The organism is Chryseobacterium sp. ZHDP1 (assembly GCF_018603435.1).
GTDB lineage: Bacteria > Bacteroidota > Bacteroidia > Flavobacteriales > Weeksellaceae > Chryseobacterium > Chryseobacterium indicum.
The window spans coordinates 2310445-2328580 of record NZ_CP075682.1; the positions used below are offsets into that span (position 1 = coordinate 2310445).

An 18136-nucleotide genomic window follows, 5' to 3' on the forward strand; every position below is an offset into this window, starting at 1 on the left:
AAGCTTTCTGATGGTTAAATTTTTCTGATGGTTAAATTTTTACAATGCTACCTTTCTTAAATGGTCATATTTTCCTTCCATGTGTTTAAATGCCCATTCTGCCATGGAACTGATAACCGGAATTAAACCTTTTCCTGCCTCACTCAATTCGTAGGTTACGTGTGGCGGAACAACCGGTTTTGCGGTTCTGATGATCAGTCCGTCATTTTCCAGTTGCTTTAAATGCTGAATCAGCATCTTTTCGGTTACCGCAGGAATGGCGCGTTTAAGTTCGCTGTACCTTTTGTCTCCATTGGAAAGATGATATAAAATAATCGGTTTCCAGAATCCGCCGATTTTTTCCATGACATACGTTACGGGACAGGAATCGAGTGCGTATTTTTTATTCTGCTGAATGGTTGATGTTTCTTTTATGGCTGTCATAATGAATACATACTTTAGGGTAAGTACTTGTATAAAAGTAAGTACAAATATACCTTTGTATCAGGAAATAAAAAAATAATTATCAACAAAAAAAATAAAAATTATGAAAATCATCATCACCGGTTCATTGGGAAATGTAGCGAAACCTCTTGCAGAAGAATTAATTGCAGAAGGACATGATATTACCGTTATCAGCAGCAGCGAATCTAAAAAAAGTGAAATTGAAAATCTGGGAGCCAAAGCTGCTATCGGTTCTATTACAGACCTGAACTTTTTGGTTGAAACTTTTAAAGGAAATGATGCCGCCTTTCTGATGACTCCACCCAATATGGGGTTTGAAAATCTTGTTGAAAATACGACGAACGCCGGAAAGAATTATGCTGAAGCCGTTCAACAAACCGGAGTTAAAAGAATCGTAATGCTGAGCAGCATCGGAGCAGAATCTCCTGTGGAAAACGGACCAATAAAAGGTCTTCATGCTATTGAGAAATTCTATAATGAACTGGAAAATACATCCGTTACTTTTTTAAGAGCAGGATATTTCTACATCAACTTCTTTAATGATATTCCGCTGATTAAAAACGCAGGAATTCTTGGCGCGAATTATCCGGATCACACGGAAGTTCCATTGGTTCATCCCAGAGATATTGCAAAAGCTGCTGCTGAAGAACTGTTAAAAAATTCTGAAGGCAAACATGTAAAATATATTGTAAGCGATGTTCGCAAAGCTCAGGATTTTGCAAATATTTTCGGAAATGCCATCGGAAAACCGGAACTTCCGTGGGTAGAATTTAAAGATGAAGATTCTTTACACGGGATGCTTCAGGCAGGAGTTCCGCAGGAAATGGCAGAATTGTATACAGAAATGGGAAGAGGAATCCGTACCGGAATTGTTCAGAAGGATTTTATTGAACATGGTTCTGTAGTGGAGGGAGAAATTAAATTGGAGGAGTTTGCGAAAGAGTTTGCGGATAAATTTAATGCTTAATGTTGTTTTATAACTTTTTCTTTTGTCTTGAAACAAAAACTCAAGACTCGGAAACTTCCGCTAAAAATTAAAATTTAATCCTAAAATTCCTAAAACTTGCGCGAATTAAAGATTTGTATTTTGATTTAATTTTTGCTTCTCACTTCAAACAATGGGAATTTCTTAACGGACTAAATTTAAATTTTCTTAACGCTCCATTTTCATATGTCATTTAATCATTACATTCAAATCAGTTTCGGCGAGCCTTTGGCTCGCCGAAACTTTTATCAATGGATTATTTAAATTTAATCTTTACCTCAACCTTGATTTATTCCTTTTCTTTCAAAATTCCTTTTAAAACCTTCAGTTTTCCATCAATCGGCTGATCGATTTTCAAGCCTAAAATTTCTGCAACCAAAGGATAAACGTTGATGTTCTGAAATTCATCGATTACCATATTATTTCTGAATTCCGGTCCCCAAGCAAAGAATGTGGCTTTCATTTCAGGAACTATCTGCGGATTATAGCCGTGCTTTCCAACCGATGATTTTTTTCCTTTTTCCAAGAAAATTTTAGGAGCATTCGGAATTAATAAAATCTGTCCGATTCTTTTATATCGGTCATCTTTTGCTGAGAAATGAAGATATTTGGGAAGCTTTTTATCCAGATAAACTTCGTAATCTTCTGTCTTATTGGCTTTTAATTCTTTATAAACCCTTTTAACCTCATCAGAATTTTTAACGTATACCCTCAATAAAGTCTGTGAATTGTAAAAATCAAATCTTTCTTTATTAAAAAGCATTGCGGGAATTTCTAACGGACTTCCTCCATCCACTTTTATCATTCCGTGATCCGAAACAAAGACGAAGTTTACATTTTGTAAGCCTAAATCATGAACTTTCTGAACCAGTTCGCCAATAGCTCCATCCACCAGATGAACCGCATCTTCGGTTTCTCTGGAATCCGGACCGAAATGATGCCCGCTCGCATCAACTTCAGGAAAATACAATGAAATGAAATGTGGTCTTTTTTCCATTGGCAGCTTTAGCCATTCGATTACTTTGTCCACTTTTTCCGATGGTGAGAATTTTTCGTGGTAATGGTAATAATAAGTGGGTCTGTTTCCTCCTGCATTGCTTGCAGAACCTACCCACATTAACGAAGCGGAAAGCATTCCCTGTTTTTCAGAGAGTCCCCAAAGCGGCGTTCCGCCGTACCAGTTTCCGTCTTCAGCATTTTTTTTATCGCTCATGGCGTAACTTTCCTTCTTTTGATAATCGTAGAAATAATTATCGATGAGTCCGTGATGAGAAGGATACAATCCGGTAATCAATGTCCAGTGATTGGGAAATGTAATGCTTGGATAACTGGGAATCATCGCTTTTGCCTGAACTCCTTCATTGGAATATTTCAACAGATTTTCTGCGTTGTATTTTTTAGCATAATCATACCGAAACCCATCTGTAGAAATCATGATGACATAAGGTTTTGTCTGAGCTTCAGCCGTATTGTAACGATCAGGAACTACAACTTTTTCTGTATCAACATTATCTTTTTGGGCAAAAACTGTCAGTGAAAAAAATAACAGTAAGAATTGAAGGCTTTTCTTCATGATTTATATTTTCTGCAAAATTAGGGTCTAGAATCCTGAAAGAAAAGATTCTTCGGTTAAAAAAAGATTAAAAGCATTTTTTAGAATGAGTGTAAATAAAGAATATTTTATATTTGGATAAAATATCAAATATTGGAATTTTTACTGGATCTTTTAGGAAATTTTATTCGCTGGATATTTATTTACCACTGCGATTCTGAAAGAATGAACGAGAAATACCGTTCCCATCCTAAATCTGAGGGATTAAAAAATACTTTAGCAGGAATTATATTAATCGTTTCTGCCACAATTATCATTTTATATTTTTCATAAAAAAGACCACTTTTCAGTGGTCTCTGTTTTATTCTTTGATTAACTTTTCAAAAGAAGTTGTTCCATCTTTCAAAGTAATTTCCAGATAATAATTTCCGGATTTTAGATCAGAAATATTTATTTCCTTCGCATCTGCTTTTATGGTTTTTACCTTTCTTCCTGTAGATTCAAAAACATCGATATTTTTTATTTTATCTGCGTTTTTAAAATTAACGGTTTCTTTTGCAGGATTTGGGTAAAGAACTACTTTTTTGCTTTGAGCTGCTGCTTCGTTGGTTGCCAGAAGAGCCGTTCTCGTTAGAGTTGTGGAACCTCTGTTGGTAGATGAGTGCTGGCTTAAAGTAGTTGAAGAACCTTTGGCATAAATAATAGGAATTGAGGATGTATTATTCAAAAAAGTATAATCTCCTGATGATGTTAACGGTCGTGTTGCAACAACAGTTCTTACAGTTCCCGAAGTAGTATCGGATGTTACCGTCCAGCTTTGAGAAGCGTCAGCAGTTGGCTGACACTGACAGCTTAAACCTGTATAGTCTCTGCTTGTGGTAGAATTCCAGATAAAATAATCTGTAATCGCGCTCATAGACGTTCCTCCAAAACCTATAGCTAACCATGTAGTACTGGAACCTGTTAACGTAATTGTAGCTGTTGTAGCATCGGTATCTATTTTCACAGTCATTCCTGTAGATCCCAAACTTACTGTACTTGTCGTAAATTGTGACCAAGCCAGATTAGCAATGGCCATTGAAATAATAAGTAGAATTTTTTTCATCTTTTAATTTTTAAGTAGGTTGATTATTTCTTTATTGTTTGTCTGTAAAGCATACTCAAAAGGAGTCATTCCCTGTGCATCTTTTAAGGTTTTATCTGCTTTATATCTGAGTAACAATTCTATCAGTTCTTTATTACCAAATTTCACCGCCCAAAATAAAGGGGTAGATCCTGTAGCATCTGCAATATTAGGATCTGCTTTCTTATTGAGGAGATAGGTTACGAGATCTTTGTTATATTTCACAGAAAGCCCTGATAATGCAGTTCCTTCCTGACTTTTATAGTTCACGTCTTTCACATTGTCTATCAGAAATTTGGCAACCTCAACATTTCCTCTGTAGCAAGCCAGAATTAAAGGAGAAAAACCGCTTTCATTGGTCTGATTAATAATATCAGGGTTCTGCTTCATCATATCCTTAACTTCAGCGACTGTACCGCTTCTCGCAAGATCAAATATAGATTTAGTCTTATCCTGAGCTGTTACAAAAGTAAAGCTCAGGAAAATTCCCATCAATAAAATTAATTTTCTCATTGTTTTGTAAGAACATAATTGTATTGAACATTTACACTTTCAGCAATTTTTTTAGACACCATTTTAGGGATGGTTACTTTATGATCTGCCGTTTTTACTATAAATCCGCCTGACATATAAATTTTTCCGTCTTTGGAATAAATAGCAGCAGTGGAATTATACGCTTTATCTACTCCATGAAAATTCAATTTCCCCTGAACTGTATATTTCTGAGGAGATGCCGATAATTTAGACTTATCAAAATTCAGTATTTTTCCGGTGAAGGTTGCTTTTGGATATTTAGCAGTTTCAGCATAGCTTTCATTGAAATGCTCTTCCATTAATTTTGTTTTGAAATGGTAATTTTTAACCACTGAAACCGACGCAAACTCTCCGGTATCGGCATTGATAACTGCCACATTATTGTCGTCCTGCGCAAAAACATCTTCAAATAAAGGAACCGAGGCTTCAAAAGAAACTTTTCCGGTTTTAGACATATATTTCTGTGCAAACGCAAGATTAGTAAAAAATAATGCTGATATAATTAAAATTAGCTTTTTCATATTGATCTTTAATTTTCAAGAAGCCCGTCGGCTTTCCATTTTGTAATGATATTAATCTGTGCAGGTGATAAGCTTCCGCCTTGAGGCATCTTTAAAGGATCGCCGTTCGCGCGGCTTATCCTGTCGATAATTCCATCTATATCGCCTTTCACCTGAGAATACGTTCTAAGATCTTCAGGTCCCGGAGAATGGCAGCTTACACAATTGGCATCAATAATGGGTTTTACATCTTTATTATAGGTTACAACTCCGGTAATCGGAGTATTATCCGAGATTTCCTCATACGTTCTGCTTTCACAAGCGGTTAATACAACTGCTGATGAAATGATGTACATAAACTTTTTCATACTTTAAAATACTCTATAAAGATTAAACCCAAAGAAAATCTGCCCTTTTTCCCATTTTCCTGCAGCATTGGTTAAATAACCGATATCCGAATTAAGCTGGGAGTTGGTGAATAATAGCTGGAACACGTGTCCCCCGGTTTCTATATCCATCCCTAAAGAAAGTGGATTTTTATAAAAACTGTGATTGTCGAAATTCACAAAATACTCTGCATTAATAGAAACTCTTTTAGAGATTTTGTAACGTCCTCCCAAACCTGCAAGAAACTGGTTTTTGTCTTCAATGGTAGGCTCATATAGATTTTTATGAACATACGATGGCGACAATTGAAGGGAAAATTTATCGCTGAATCTTCTGGAAATTAATGCCTGTGTAAGATAAGAAAGCCTGTCTCCGAACTGAAGATGCGGATAATTATCTTTGCTGAGATCTGTATTTACTGCCAAAACATTATACCCTACAATGTCTACAGGAAAATTTTCATTCTGCTGTACTAGCTTGTACTTTACTCCGCCTTCGAAAGTTTTCAGGTTGGTTTCTCTGGAAAGACTTAATGAAATTTTATCTGTAACACCATAAATTGCACCCAGTTTTGTAGAAGCATCATCCAGCCCGAAGAATTCTTTAAAGCCTTTGCTTACATCACCAAAACGGTGCGCTACAACAATATACCACTCGTTCTTTGCAGGAAGTTTGGTAGATTGCCCTGTAACAATTTGTAATGCTTTAAAAGCGGGTTGGGAAACATCGGTGTTTTTTGTCTGAATGGTATCAATATCTTTCAGCAGATCTTCCTGTGCAAAGGAAAAAACTGATGCGAACATTGACAAAAATAAGAGAGCTTTTGTCATACAAGTATATTTAAATTAGTATAACAAACTTATCGACTTATCGAGTTACAATTGTGTGATAAAAGTCACCGACTGAATTGTTTTTATCAATCAAAATGTTAAATTAATTAAATGTAATGTATTAGCCCTGACTAACATTTTCATTTACAGATATTTTTATGCCTTCTTTTGTCTGGATGATCTCTCCCTCATTCTCAATTTTTTTCAAAACACGGCTTACCACCTCTCTCGAGGTACCCAAACTGTTTGCAATTTCTCTATGGGTAAGTTTTATCGGATTATTTCCGGTAACTGAAATCTGCTGTTTTATATAATTTAAAACTCTCTTGTCTAGCCTGTGAAAGACTGCATCATTAACCATATTCATTAAATCGATAAATCTTTTATCGTATTCTGAGTAGAAAAGCCTGTTGATTTCAGGGAACTTAATCAGCCATCTGTGAACAACGGATACAGGAAATAATAAGACTTCAGAATCTTCTTCCGTAACGGCATAGATCCGGCTTGTGTAGTCTGTAAAAATTGAAGAAAATGTCATCAGACAGCTGTCGTTGGCACGAATATAATAATAAATCAGTTCACGCCCGTCATTCAGGCTGAACACTCGTATAGATCCTTTAATAAGAAAGGGAACAAATTTATTTTTCTGCCCTTCTCTTACAATTTCGGTTTTGGCTTTAATTTCAGTAACAACAGCATGCTTATCCAGCTCTTTTAAAAAGTCATTCCCTAAAAAGCCAAACTTGTTAATAATAAACGGATTATTGATCATCTTTATATCCCTAACTAAAAAACAAATTTAAAAAATATCAGCATATTAATGCAGAGAATTATTGAAGAATATTATAAAAAAAAGCTGCTCCACTTTTGTGAAACAGCTTTCTTTAATTTACAGCCTGTATTTAAGGTTCAAACCATAAAAGAAATAGGATTTGCTTGGTCCCGGATTAAGATCCGTTGCTACTCCTTTCGGATAACCACTTCCTGTATCTGAATCATTAATGCTGTTTCCTAAGAACAGAAATGTATAATTAATCTGATTGGTGAGATTATTTCCCATCACATAAGCATCAAGATCGAATCTTCCGAAAGATTTTTTATACCCCAGTTTGGAATTAAGCAATCCAAATCCTTTTACCAGATTGGTATTGGCAAAATCTGTGTAGACATTTCCTAAATAATTGTATGTGTTTACGAGATAAAAACCGGGTTTTGTATATAAATCCAGACCAATTGCGTATTTATTTCTTGGAACGCCAACTACAGTTTTGTGGTCATAAGTTTGATCCGCTCCCAGCAATCTTGTTTTAAAATCTTTATATTTAGCATCATAATAAGACATATTAACAAAAGGAACGATTCTGTTGATGAAAGAATTATCGTTTTTATACTGATATCCTATGCTCACTTCCAGACCATTATTTTTCTGGCTTCCTGTATTTGACCAATATGTTTGGTTTCCCGAATTTGGGATTACTAATTGTGTCAATTTATTAGAATAATCAATTCTGAACACAGAAACCTGATAATCAAGCTTGGTATCCAATAATAATCCGTGTACACTGAAATCTAGCATTTTAGCACGTTCAGGCTGCAAATCGTTATTTGCGGTATTCGTAAAATTAATAAAAGAAGCCGTAGCTGTCGGAGCGTTGTATCCTTCACTGTAGCTTAGATTAAAAATCTGATTTTTCCACTCTTTCTGTAGTGCAAAGTGCGGAGTGTAAGCTGTTTCGTACTGCTTGGTAAATGACTGGTCTTTCTTCCCCGTAATTAAACCCGGAACTGCAAACAAGTCTTTTCTGTCGTAATTGGTTCTGTTCGCACTTAATCCCGCAAGAAATGTCAATCCCCAAGGTTTGTACGTTAGATAATCTATTGCAAAATAGGTTGCCTGATTGTTGTTGTATTTAAAATAAGAAGCTCCTGAAATGCCTGTAGTTTCTAATGGATTTGTAATTGATCCTGTAAAACGGTAACTTGAAGTCGTAGACATTGAATTCTGAATCTCCGTTCCGAAATCCAATCTGTTTTCGAAATCTTTGAATTCATTTTTCAGGGTAAATGTGGAACGTAATCCTACATTGGGAGAACTGGTTACACCGAAAGCCCCTGCAGAAACACTCTCCGTATTTCCATTATAATAAAAAAGCGTGGTGTAATTTCTAAGATTCGGAAGAATATTTACAGAATTGCTTAATCCTACTCGTGTGGATTTTATTTTTGTTCCTGAATTTTTTCTGATGTAAGCCGGATTTCCATTGTCGATTCCTGCATAATAATCATCATAAGAAATCTGTCCTGAAGTATGTTCGTAAGAGTAAGCCTGACTTCCAAAGAAGCTTAACTGATCATTTTTTCCGAGTTTAACTGTTCCGTTTACGTTAAAAAAGTTTTTCAGACCGCTTCCGTTAGGTCTGTAACCATCGGTTTCAAGGTGACCGTATGCAGCGTTCACAGAATAGTTTTCATCCGCAACATTGAGCTGAGTGCGGGACTGAAATGTTTTAAAAGCACCAACTAAAGCGTTTTCTGAAACAGTAATACCTTTGGTAAAATCCGGACGGGTATAAAAGCGAACCGCTCCTCCTACTCCGCCGCCATACATGGTTGCCGCAGGTCCTTTGATCACCTCAACATTGTTTACATAAGCAAAATCGATGTCATCCAGAATGGTAATTCCTTCGGCATTGGTTAAAGGCATATTGTTCCAGTAGGCTTTTACTCCCCAGTTATTAAACTTCTGATCGTTTCCGTATCCGCGGACAACCAGTCTCTGTCCTCCGAAATTCGTTCTTTTATCGACCTGAACTCCGGGCATTGTAGATAAAGTCTGGTCTATTGCTGCCGGATTATTTCTGCTAAGTTCTTCTTCCGAAAGGGTTTCCACGGACTGTGCATGTCTTTTGAACTCTGCCCGTTCCTGTTTTATTTTTTTTCTTCCCTGGATTGCAACTTCTTCGATTTCTGATGATTGTTGGGCACTTGCAATTGTGCAGCCTAATAAAGCTGCAATGCATATATATTTTTTCATTGATTTTAAAAATTAATTATTTGTCGTTTAAAAGTTTATGATGAGATAAAACTTTTTTCCGGAGGCGGAATAATAACTGACAGATAATATGTATTTTTTAATCTTTTAAGATAATCTGATTTCGGTCTGAAATAAAAGGTAAAAAAATGAAGTTTTTCTGCTTCGAAAAAAGTAAAAAAGCTGGATGTCTTTATGATTTTCTTATGCTGAAAAGGCGAATTAAAATGCCGCCATGCCCCTATTTTTTTTGCCGCAAAAAATTCTGAAAATTTTAGAATTGAATGAATAACAATATCTTTTTTATCAAAATAGCAGTGATAGTATTTTTCACCGTTTTTAAGATCAACTTTAATGATATCGTAAGAAAATCCGTTTAATGTAAATTCTTTTTCTTCCTTCCATTCAGCATTTACAATTTCTTTCTCAGAAAAATAAATGGTTTCTGCTGCATCCAATTTATGATTTAAAATATGATATTGTGTTGTTTCATAAATTTTGGTTTTAATGTAGGAAACAAAAGGATAGATCATATTCATCAATACGATCATTAAAGGAATAAACAGAAATATGAAAAACAGTTTTTTGTGCAAAAAAATTTATTGTCTTCGGGGGATGAGTTCTCCCTCTGGTTCTACCAAAGTGAATTTTGGGATATTGATTTTGTAACTTTTATCAGAATCTTTTACGGTGTATTCTATCCAGTTTTCTTTTGGGTCTGAAGAAATCGTTTTTTCAGATTTTACAGCTGCAGATCCGGAAGGTGAATATTCCAGATTATTGATCTCGTCCGGTTTTTGAAAGTTACCTTTTACAGTTATTGTATTTCCTGAAACAGACTGTGCAAACTTCAACACATTGCCTTCAGCTTTGAAAGATTTTACAGTAATACGATCTTTACTGTTTTTTAATTTTAAAGCTACAGTGTATAAAATTCCTCTTACACCAGGTCTTCCGCCCGACCATTCTGTTTTTTCCGCAGAAACTAAAGTTACATTACCCTGATAAAATGAGGAAACCGGCGCTTTACAGGAAAACGCCAGTATCCAAAATATAATTATCAATAGCTGATTGTTCATTTTTTAATCGTCATCTCCGTCATCATTTACTTTCCCTAAAACCAGATAGTTTCCGCTGTATACAACTGTTCCTTTGGATTCTGCTTTCAGTATGTAATTCCCCGGAGTTAATCTCTGACCGAATTCTTCATCAGATTTCACATTCTTTTTGCTGTAAACCAGTCTTCCTGAAGCATCAAAGATACTGATATCTACTGTATTGTATTTAGCAGAATCAAATCTTATGTGTGAAATCCCTTTTGAAGGGTTAGGGTATATTCTTGTTTCGTTGTTTTTACTTTTTACATCGCCAGTGGCTAAAGTAACGGTTGTATTCTGAGTAGTCCATGCTCCTCTTCCATAGGTAGAAACCAAAACGGTTCTGGTTGTAGGTCTGTAATCTAAATTTGTAACTCTTACATTTCCGATATTTCCACTGATAGAAGACCAGGTTGGCGATGCAGAAAGGAAATTGGTAGTTCCCCATACTCCCATTTCTGTTCCCAGGATTACTTCATTAGCATCATCCGGATTTCCAAGAATTGTTCTTACCGGCATGTCAGGAAGATTTCCTTCTTTGTTTTGCCAAGTTGTTCCTCCGTCTGTAGAAAAGAATACACTTGTAAGATTATAGTTGGATAATGTTACCATAATCTCATTTTCATTTTTCCCGAATTCGATATCAGAAATAGTTCCTGCAGCGGGTGTTGTAAGTACAGTAGACGCATACGATGTCGTATTTGCATTTGTAACCTTGATAATTCTTCCTAAATTAGTTCCTACAAATAGTGTTGTAGAAGCTGTTGTATAAGGAGAAACCTTCATCCATGAAATTTGCTCGTTTGTCTGTGCTGTTCCCACAGTCACTATATCATTAGTAAATGTAGTTGATGTTGCAGACAATCCGCCTGTTCTGAATATAGTTAGCCCTGAACGGTAAGAATAGAACACATTATTAATTCTGTCCAAAGCAATTTCGTTCACGAAATGACCATAAGCATTTCTGTTGGCACTAGAGATAAGATAATAAGTACTGCTCGTTAACAGATAGTGATTATTGTACACATAACTTGCAATTTCATAATTATCCTGATCGTCATATTCGGTATACATTCCATCTCCTGATGTTGCTGCCTGACTTGTTAAGAAATTATTCGCCTGTGGAGCACCATATAACCACCAGGAACCATTATCCTGAGCTCCTGCTAAAAGTTCTTCATTAGAAGGTGTTTTAATAGGATTCAGCATAGCAGTATAAAACTGGGTAACGTTGTATCTTGTGTTTCTTGCAGCAAAACCTGATGTGGTTGCAATAGTGTTTTTATTTGCCGCAAAATAAATTCCCCCATCATTTCCAAACATCATCTGATTGGTAGAATAGTTATTAAAAGGGTTAAAAACTATTTCATGCTGATCTGCGTGTACCTGCGAAACCTGTAACGCAGCCATGTTATTGTTGTTGGACCATTTTGAAATCTGCGTCCAGTTTGCTGCTCCGTTTGTAGATTTGTACAGATCAACTCCTCCTATATAAACTGTATTATCATCCAGAGGATCGGTAGCAATAATAAGATCATAGAAAGACTGTCCTCTTGTAAAATCGTTTGCCGGAATTCCTGTGTCTGTTGCTGTCGGAAGCGTGATAACCGGAGTGGCATCATTTGTTGCCTGCCATGTTGTTCCTCCATCCGTAGATCTAGCAATACGAACAGGTTCAGAAGTACTGTTCGCTCCCTGCATAAGTGCGTAAACTTTGTTGGCATCTGTTCTGGAAAGTGTAAAATTAACTCTCGCGCCGGAATTTCCGACATTGTAAACTACACTGAAAGTATTTCCATCCGCAGATTTTAAAATTCTTCCTCCTGAATCTATATTAGAATACCTTGAAGATCTTGTAGATACCCAAACTGAATTGTCTGCTCCAATTTCTATCTGCTGAATAGAATAGCCCGTTGTACTGGTTGTATTGGTAGTGGTATTAAGTGCCAGTAAACTTGTATTTTTTGTAAAGGTAGCACCTCCGTCGGTAGATTTATACAATCCTGCCTGACTTAAACCCTGAAATGCTCCGTCGTTATAATTACCGCTTACTCCGGCATAAACTTCCGAAACTCCTCCATTGTTTCTTACTTTGATATCATTGATGTAAAAATTTCCGCTTCTTACGTTACCGGAATAGGTTGGAGTAATGGTGAAAATCTGTGTCCATGTACTTCCCCCGTTAGTAGATTTCCATATTCCTGAACCTATTGCATCCGCAGTACAGGACTCTCCTGTTCCCACGTATATTATCTGTGGATTATTTGGATCATAAGCAATGGATGATATAGAAGTATTCGCCCAGAATGTGCTTATTGGAGTCCATTCGTTTGTACTTACCGAAGGATCCTGATTTACCCAAAGTCCTCCTGAAACACCTCCCGCAAAAACTCTCTTTCCTGTAGGATCATTCGGATCATACATAATAGCACGCGTTCTTCCGCCTACACTGTACGGTCCTCTTTCAATCCATGGTTCGTTAACGATTTTATTGGTAGAAGATCCTCCACTGTTAATAAAAGACATAGGACCAGTTGGTGCATATTTCCCCTGAGCAATTTCTTCACTCAGCTTTGCAAGAGAACCAAAATTATTTTCACCCGTTACAGGATCCATCGTTCTCTTGAAATCTTCTTCGTTATAAGGATTAGGTGGAATTCCCGCAGACTTCGATAATTTATGCTGCTTTTTTAAGTTTTTCTGATATTTGGAGTATAATTCCTGAAGATGCTTTTGATTTGCCTGAAGCGTTTTATCTTGTGCATATATATTTCCGGTTATGCATAACATAATACCAAGAATAGTATATCGTTTCATTTTTAGATTTTTTACAAATATAAATCATATACACAAATAATATTATAAAACTTTATAAATTATGTAAAATAATCCAATAAAAAAAGCAAAATCAATTATTATGTTAAATAGGGTTATAAAAAAATGCCTCACTAAAAATTGAGGCATTCTTTTATTTTTTAGAGTAAATCTTAAGCGTTTACGTTGTTTCCTCCTAATACGAAAGGTTCAACTTCTTTAATTTCTCCAAATTGCTGCTCATAATTAGCAATATTTTGCTGAAGAGCAGAAAGTACTCTTTTTGCGTGAAGCGGAGCAAGAATAACTCTTGATCTTACTTTCGCCTGCTGTACTCCCGGCATTAACTGGATGAAATCTACTACAAACTCAGATGGAGAGTGGTTTACTAAAGCTAAATTAGCATAGATTCCAGCTGCTACCATTTCGTTTAATTCGATGTTGATGTTTCCGTCTTGTGGATTTTGATTGTTGTCCATTGTTATAAAATATTTTTTTATTCGAAATTTTGAGGTTGTGAAAATATAAAAATAAATTCAAACCTCAAATTTCCGAATCATTATTTTTAGTTAAGATCTTCGAATTCTTTTTTAGAACCTACGATCACATTTTGGTATTCTTTAAGACCTGTACCTGCAGGAATTCTGTGTCCTACAATTACATTTTCTTTAAGACCGTTAAGATCATCTACTTTACCTGCAACTGCTGCTTCGTTAAGAACTTTAGTCGTTTCCTGGAACGATGCTGCAGACATGAAGGATTTCGTCTGAAGAGCTGCTCTTGTGATCCCCTGCAATACAGGCGTTGCTGTAGCCGGTAAAGCTTCTCTTACTTCTACTAAAGCTAAATCTTCACGCTTCAGTTTGGAGTTTTCGTCTCTTAATTCTCTTGCAGTAATCATCTGTCCCGGCAGGAATACTTTAGAATCTCCGGCATCAACTACTACTTTAAGACCGAATACTCTGTTATTCTCTTCCAAGAAATCATACTTGTGTTCAAGAGCACCTTCAAGGAACTGAGTATCACCTCCATCAACGATAGATACTTTCGTCATCATCTGTCTTACGATAATTTCGAAGTGCTTGTCGTCGATTTTTACCCCTTGTAAACGGTAAACTTCCTGAATTTCGTTTACTAAATATTCCTGAACCGCAGTTGGACCTTTGATTCTTAAGATATCGTCCGGAGTAATAGAACCGTCAGAAAGTGGTGAACCAGCTCTTACGAAGTCATTCTCCTGTACTAAAATCTGGTTGGATAATTTAACTAAATAAATTTTTCTCTCTCCTGTTTTAGCTTCAACGATCAATTCTCGGTTACCTCTCTTGATTTTTCCGTAAGAAACTACCCCGTCGATTTCTGTAACAACCGCCGGGTTCGAAGGGTTTCTTGCTTCGAATAATTCGGTAACTCTCGGAAGACCTCCGGTGATATCCCCTGCTTTTGCAGATTTTCTCGGGATTTTGATTAAGACTTTACCAGCCTTAATTTTTTCACCATCGTTTACCATTAAGTGGGCTCCTACCGGTAAGTTGTATGCTTTCTGCTCAACCCCTTTAGAATCTACCACCTTCAAGGTTGGTACGGCTTTCTTATTTCTGGATTCAGAGATTACTTTCTCTTCAAATCCTGTCTGTTCGTCAATCTCCAACTGGAATGATACCCCTTGGATAATGTCTTCATATTCTACCTTACCTGCAGTTTCTGCAATGATAACCGCGTTATACGGATCCCACTTACAGATAACATCTCCTTTCTTCACTTTATCACCCGGCTTCACAGATAATATGGAACCGTAAGGTACGTTAGCCACCATTAGCGGAGTTCTGGACTCGTTATCAGCAACTAATCTGAATTCTGTTGAACGAGAAACTACCACTTCAGCAGTATTACCGTTTTCATCTTCAGAAGTAATTGTTCTTACCTCATCCATTTCAACGATACCGTCTCTTCTTGCAACAATTGACGGGTTTTCTGATACGTTTCCTGCAGTACCCCCCTGGTGGAAAGTTCTCAACGTAAGCTGAGTTCCCGGTTCCCCGATGGATTGTGCTGCAATTACACCTACCGCTTCACCCATGTGAATCATTTTACCTGTTGCTAGGTTTCTACCGTAGCATTTTGCACAGATCCCTTTTTTAGCCTCACAAGTAAGTGGCGAACGAACTTCAACTGCTTCTAACCCAGCTTCTTCAATTCTCTTCGCGAATGATTCAGTGATTACCTGATCTGCTTCTGCAATTAATTCGTCAGTTTCAGGATCATAAATATTATGTAATGATACTCTACCTAAGATTCTTTCTGAAATTCTTTCAACAATCTCGTCATTTTTCTTAAGTGCGGTAACTTCTGTACCTCTCAGCGTTCCACAGTCGTCTTCTGTAACGATAACATCCTGTGCAACGTCTACCAATCTTCTCGTTAAGTATCCTGCATCGGCAGTCTTAAGAGCGGTATCCGCAAGACCTTTACGGGCACCGTGGGTAGAGATAAAGTATTCTAGAATTGAAAGACCTTCTTTAAAGTTTGCAAGAATCGGGTTTTCGATGATCTCCGCACCGGTAGAACCAGCTTTCTGCGGTTTTGCCATCAAACCTCTCATCCCTGATAACTGACGGATCTGTTCTTTAGAACCCCTCGCTCCAGAATCAAGCATCATGTATACAGAGTTGAAACCACCTTGGTCAGTTTTCATTCTGCTCATGATCATTTCCGTTAATCCTGCGTTGGTATTTGTCCAAACGTCAATTACCTGATTATAACGTTCTGTATCTGTAATTAGACCCATGTTATAGTTAGCTCTAATTTCGTCTACAGTTTCGATTGATTGTGCAATCATTTGCTTTTTCTCAACAGGAACCACGATGTCTCCTAATGAGAAAGAAAGACCTCCTTTGAATGCGTTTGAGTATCCTAAGTCTTTCATTGCATCCAGGAACTTCACAGTTGTAGGGAAATCTGTATCTGCAAGGATCTTACCGATAACGTTTCTTAATGATTTCTTCGTAAGAAGTTCATTAATATAACCTACCTGCTTCGGTACAATCTGGTTGAATAAAATTCTACCCACAGAAGTTTCGATCAATCTTGTAACGATTTGTCCGTCTTCTTTTACAGGAAGTCTACATCTTACTTTAGCATTTAAAGATACTCTTCCTTCAGCATAAGCGATTTCCGCTTCTTCAGGAGAATAGAATGCAAGACCTTCACCTTTTACTTTCATATCTTCTGTAGAACTCAATTCTTTAGTCATGAAATAAAGACCAAGAACCATGTCCTGAGAAGGTACTGTAATTGGAGAACCGTTTGCAGGGTTTAAGATGTTTTGAGAACCTAGCATTAATAACTGCGCTTCAAGGATCGCTTCAGGACCTAACGGTAAGTGTACCGCCATCTGGTCACCGTCAAAATCGGCGTTGAATGCTGTTGTTACCAACGGGTGCAGCTGGATTGCTTTACCTTCGATCATCTTAGGCTGGAAAGCCTGAATACCCAGTCTGTGAAGCGTAGGTGCTCTGTTCAGTAGAACAGGGTGACCTTTCATCACGTTTTCAAGGATATCATAAACTACCGGCTCTTTTCTATCGATAATTCTCTTTGCAGATTTTACTGTTTTTACAATTCCTCTTTCAATTAGTTTTCTAATGATGAACGGTTTGTAAAGTTCCGCAGCCATATCTTTAGGAATACCACACTCGTGAAGCTGTAAGTTCGGACCTACAACAATTACGGAACGCGCAGAGTAATCTACCCTTTTTCCTAATAAGTTCTGACGGAAACGCCCCTGCTTCCCTTTCAATGAATCTGAAAGTGATTTCAACGGTCTGTTCGATTCAGATTTTACTGCTGAAGATTTTCTTGTATTATCGAATAATGAATCTACAGATTCCTGAAGCATACGCTTCTCGTTTCTTAAGATTACTTCCGGAGCTTTGATCTCCAACAATCTCTTCAAACGGTTATTTCTGATAATAACTCTTCTGTAAAGGTCATTCAAATCGGAAGTCGCGAAACGTCCACCATCCAACGGAACCAATGGTCTTAGTTCTGGCGGGATAACCGGAAGCACACGCATAATCATCCACTCAGGCTTGTTGATCATTCTTGTATTAGCACCTCTTAATGCTTCTACAACGTTCAATCTTTTTAAAGCCTCAGTTCTTCTTTGTTTTGAACCTTCGTTGTGTGCTTTGTGTCTCAGGTCGAAAGACAATGCATCAAGATCGATTCTTTTTAATAATTCTTCAACCGCTTCCGCACCCATCTTAGCGATGAATTTGTTCGGATCAGAATCATCAAGATACTGGTTCTCAATCGGAAGAGTTTCCATGATATCAAGGTACTCTTCTTCAGTTAAGAACTCCATATTTTCGAAATCAGAACCGTCTAATTTTTTAGCAATACCCTGCTGGATCACTACATATCTTTCGTAGTAGATGATCATATCCAATTTCTTGGAAGGAATTCCTAAAAGGTAACCGATTTTGTTTGGTAAAGAACGGAAATACCAGATGTGCGCAATTGGAACTACCAGATTGATATGTCCGATTCTCTCTCTACGTACTTTTTTCTCCGTAACTTCTACTCCACAACGGTCACAAACGATCCCTTTGTAACGAATTCTCTTGTATTTACCACAAGCACATTCGTAATCCTTTACAGGACCGAAGATTTTTTCACAGAACAAACCGTCTCTTTCAGGCTTATGCGTTCTGTAGTTAATAGTTTCCGGCTTAAGAACCTCCCCTCTCGATTCCTGAAGAATAGATTCGGGTGAAGCTAAACCGATGGTTATTTTATTAAATCTACTTGATTTATTTTTATTTGACATTTGTTAGA

16 protein-coding genes are annotated in these 18136 nt (G+C 36.9%); 2 read left to right on the plus strand and 14 right to left on the minus strand.

Annotation, left to right across the window (positions count from 1 at the left end; translation table 11 throughout):
* Nucleotides 1–39: 39 nt before the first annotated feature.
* On the minus strand, nucleotides 40–423 hold the full coding sequence (locus tag KKI44_RS10665) for a winged helix-turn-helix transcriptional regulator (RefSeq protein WP_116097654.1): 384 nt from the start codon (nucleotides 421–423) through the stop codon (nucleotides 40–42).
* A 103-nt stretch (nucleotides 424–526) separates the two neighbouring features.
* Between KKI44_RS10665 and KKI44_RS10670 the strand changes: the two genes are divergently transcribed.
* Complete coding sequence (locus KKI44_RS10670; RefSeq protein ID WP_214590979.1) at nucleotides 527–1411, plus strand: NAD(P)H-binding protein; 885 nt, start codon at nucleotides 527–529, stop codon at nucleotides 1409–1411.
* A 307-nt stretch (nucleotides 1412–1718) separates the two neighbouring features.
* On the opposite strand, the gene KKI44_RS10675 is transcribed toward KKI44_RS10670, so the two are convergent.
* Nucleotides 1719–3002 carry an ectonucleotide pyrophosphatase/phosphodiesterase gene (locus KKI44_RS10675; RefSeq protein WP_214590980.1) on the minus strand — a complete coding sequence of 428 codons (1284 nt, stop codon included), beginning with the start codon at nucleotides 3000–3002 and terminating at the stop codon, nucleotides 1719–1721.
* A gap of 132 nt (nucleotides 3003–3134) precedes the next feature.
* Here KKI44_RS10675 and KKI44_RS10680 point away from each other — a divergent pair, with 132 nt between their 5' ends.
* Nucleotides 3135–3314, plus strand: coding sequence for a hypothetical protein (locus KKI44_RS10680; protein ID WP_214590981.1), 180 nt, complete (start codon nucleotides 3135–3137; stop codon nucleotides 3312–3314).
* A gap of 28 nt (nucleotides 3315–3342) precedes the next feature.
* On the opposite strand, the gene KKI44_RS10685 is transcribed toward KKI44_RS10680, so the two are convergent.
* The 12 genes from KKI44_RS10685 to rpoC all read right to left on the minus strand — a co-directional run bounded on the left by KKI44_RS10685 (nucleotide 3343) and on the right by rpoC (nucleotide 18128).
* Nucleotides 3343–4086: a T9SS type A sorting domain-containing protein gene (locus KKI44_RS10685; protein ID WP_214590982.1), complete on the minus strand. Its 744-nt coding sequence runs from the start codon at nucleotides 4084–4086 to the stop codon at nucleotides 3343–3345.
* A 3-nt stretch (nucleotides 4087–4089) separates the two neighbouring features.
* Nucleotides 4090–4617 carry an ankyrin repeat domain-containing protein gene (locus KKI44_RS10690; RefSeq protein ID WP_214590983.1) on the minus strand — a complete coding sequence of 176 codons (528 nt, stop codon included), beginning with the start codon at nucleotides 4615–4617 and terminating at the stop codon, nucleotides 4090–4092.
* Nucleotides 4614–5159, minus strand: coding sequence for a YceI family protein (locus KKI44_RS10695; protein ID WP_214590984.1), 546 nt, complete (start codon nucleotides 5157–5159; stop codon nucleotides 4614–4616). Before KKI44_RS10695 ends, KKI44_RS10690 begins: the two co-directional genes overlap by 4 nt.
* A gap of 8 nt (nucleotides 5160–5167) precedes the next feature.
* Nucleotides 5168–5506, minus strand: a complete 339-nt coding sequence (locus KKI44_RS10700; RefSeq protein WP_235131857.1) for a c-type cytochrome — start codon at nucleotides 5504–5506, stop codon at nucleotides 5168–5170.
* A gap of 3 nt (nucleotides 5507–5509) precedes the next feature.
* On the minus strand, nucleotides 5510–6355 hold the full coding sequence (locus KKI44_RS10705) for a DUF5777 family beta-barrel protein (protein ID WP_214590985.1): 846 nt from the start codon (nucleotides 6353–6355) through the stop codon (nucleotides 5510–5512).
* Nucleotides 6356–6476: 121 nt separating this feature from the next.
* Entirely contained in the window at nucleotides 6477–7127 is a 651-nt protein-coding gene (locus KKI44_RS10710) for a Crp/Fnr family transcriptional regulator (protein WP_214590986.1), read from the minus strand.
* Between the two features lie 117 nt (nucleotides 7128–7244).
* Entirely contained in the window at nucleotides 7245–9389 is a 2145-nt protein-coding gene (locus KKI44_RS10715; protein ID WP_214590987.1) for a TonB-dependent receptor, read from the minus strand.
* 35 nt (nucleotides 9390–9424) lie between these two features.
* The gene (locus tag KKI44_RS10720) at nucleotides 9425–9925 is read right to left on the minus strand and encodes a hypothetical protein (RefSeq protein ID WP_214590988.1); all 501 of its coding nucleotides are present in this window, start codon (nucleotides 9923–9925) and stop codon (nucleotides 9425–9427) included.
* A 60-nt stretch (nucleotides 9926–9985) separates the two neighbouring features.
* Nucleotides 9986–10465 carry a hypothetical protein gene (locus KKI44_RS10725; protein ID WP_214590989.1) on the minus strand — a complete coding sequence of 160 codons (480 nt, stop codon included), beginning with the start codon at nucleotides 10463–10465 and terminating at the stop codon, nucleotides 9986–9988.
* 3 nt (nucleotides 10466–10468) lie between these two features.
* Entirely contained in the window at nucleotides 10469–13300 is a 2832-nt protein-coding gene (locus KKI44_RS10730; RefSeq protein WP_214590990.1) for a T9SS type A sorting domain-containing protein, read from the minus strand.
* A 170-nt stretch (nucleotides 13301–13470) separates the two neighbouring features.
* Entirely contained in the window at nucleotides 13471–13776 is a 306-nt protein-coding gene (locus tag KKI44_RS10735; protein ID WP_029295596.1) for a DUF3467 domain-containing protein, read from the minus strand.
* Nucleotides 13777–13862: 86 nt separating this feature from the next.
* Nucleotides 13863–18128: a DNA-directed RNA polymerase subunit beta' gene (gene rpoC, locus KKI44_RS10740; protein WP_214590991.1), complete on the minus strand. Its 4266-nt coding sequence runs from the start codon at nucleotides 18126–18128 to the stop codon at nucleotides 13863–13865.
* Between the last annotated feature and the right edge of the window lie 8 nt (nucleotides 18129–18136).

What these genes read in the sequence shown, in the direction of transcription:
- KKI44_RS10665 (WP_116097654.1), bottom strand. Translation starts at nt 423, where the DNA reads ATGACAGCCATAAAAGAAACATCAACCATTCAGCAGAATAAAAAATAC.
- KKI44_RS10670 (WP_214590979.1), top strand. Translation starts at nt 527, where the DNA reads ATGAAAATCATCATCACCGGTTCATTGGGAAATGTAGCGAAACCTCTT.
- KKI44_RS10675 (WP_214590980.1), bottom strand. Translation starts at nt 3,002, where the DNA reads ATGAAGAAAAGCCTTCAATTCTTACTGTTATTTTTTTCACTGACAGTT.
- KKI44_RS10685 (WP_214590982.1), bottom strand. Translation starts at nt 4,086, where the DNA reads ATGAAAAAAATTCTACTTATTATTTCAATGGCCATTGCTAATCTGGCT.
- KKI44_RS10690 (WP_214590983.1), bottom strand. Translation starts at nt 4,617, where the DNA reads ATGAGAAAATTAATTTTATTGATGGGAATTTTCCTGAGCTTTACTTTT.
- KKI44_RS10695 (WP_214590984.1), bottom strand. Translation starts at nt 5,159, where the DNA reads ATGAAAAAGCTAATTTTAATTATATCAGCATTATTTTTTACTAATCTT.
- KKI44_RS10700 (WP_235131857.1), bottom strand. Translation starts at nt 5,506, where the DNA reads ATGAAAAAGTTTATGTACATCATTTCATCAGCAGTTGTATTAACCGCT.
- KKI44_RS10705 (WP_214590985.1), bottom strand. Translation starts at nt 6,355, where the DNA reads ATGACAAAAGCTCTCTTATTTTTGTCAATGTTCGCATCAGTTTTTTCC.
- KKI44_RS10710 (WP_214590986.1), bottom strand. Translation starts at nt 7,127, where the DNA reads ATGATCAATAATCCGTTTATTATTAACAAGTTTGGCTTTTTAGGGAAT.
- KKI44_RS10715 (WP_214590987.1), bottom strand. Translation starts at nt 9,389, where the DNA reads ATGAAAAAATATATATGCATTGCAGCTTTATTAGGCTGCACAATTGCA.
- KKI44_RS10720 (WP_214590988.1), bottom strand. Translation starts at nt 9,925, where the DNA reads ATGAATATGATCTATCCTTTTGTTTCCTACATTAAAACCAAAATTTAT.
- KKI44_RS10725 (WP_214590989.1), bottom strand. Translation starts at nt 10,465, where the DNA reads ATGAACAATCAGCTATTGATAATTATATTTTGGATACTGGCGTTTTCC.
- KKI44_RS10730 (WP_214590990.1), bottom strand. Translation starts at nt 13,300, where the DNA reads ATGAAACGATATACTATTCTTGGTATTATGTTATGCATAACCGGAAAT.
- KKI44_RS10735 (WP_029295596.1), bottom strand. Translation starts at nt 13,776, where the DNA reads ATGGACAACAATCAAAATCCACAAGACGGAAACATCAACATCGAATTA.
- rpoC (WP_214590991.1), bottom strand. Translation starts at nt 18,128, where the DNA reads ATGTCAAATAAAAATAAATCAAGTAGATTTAATAAAATAACCATCGGT.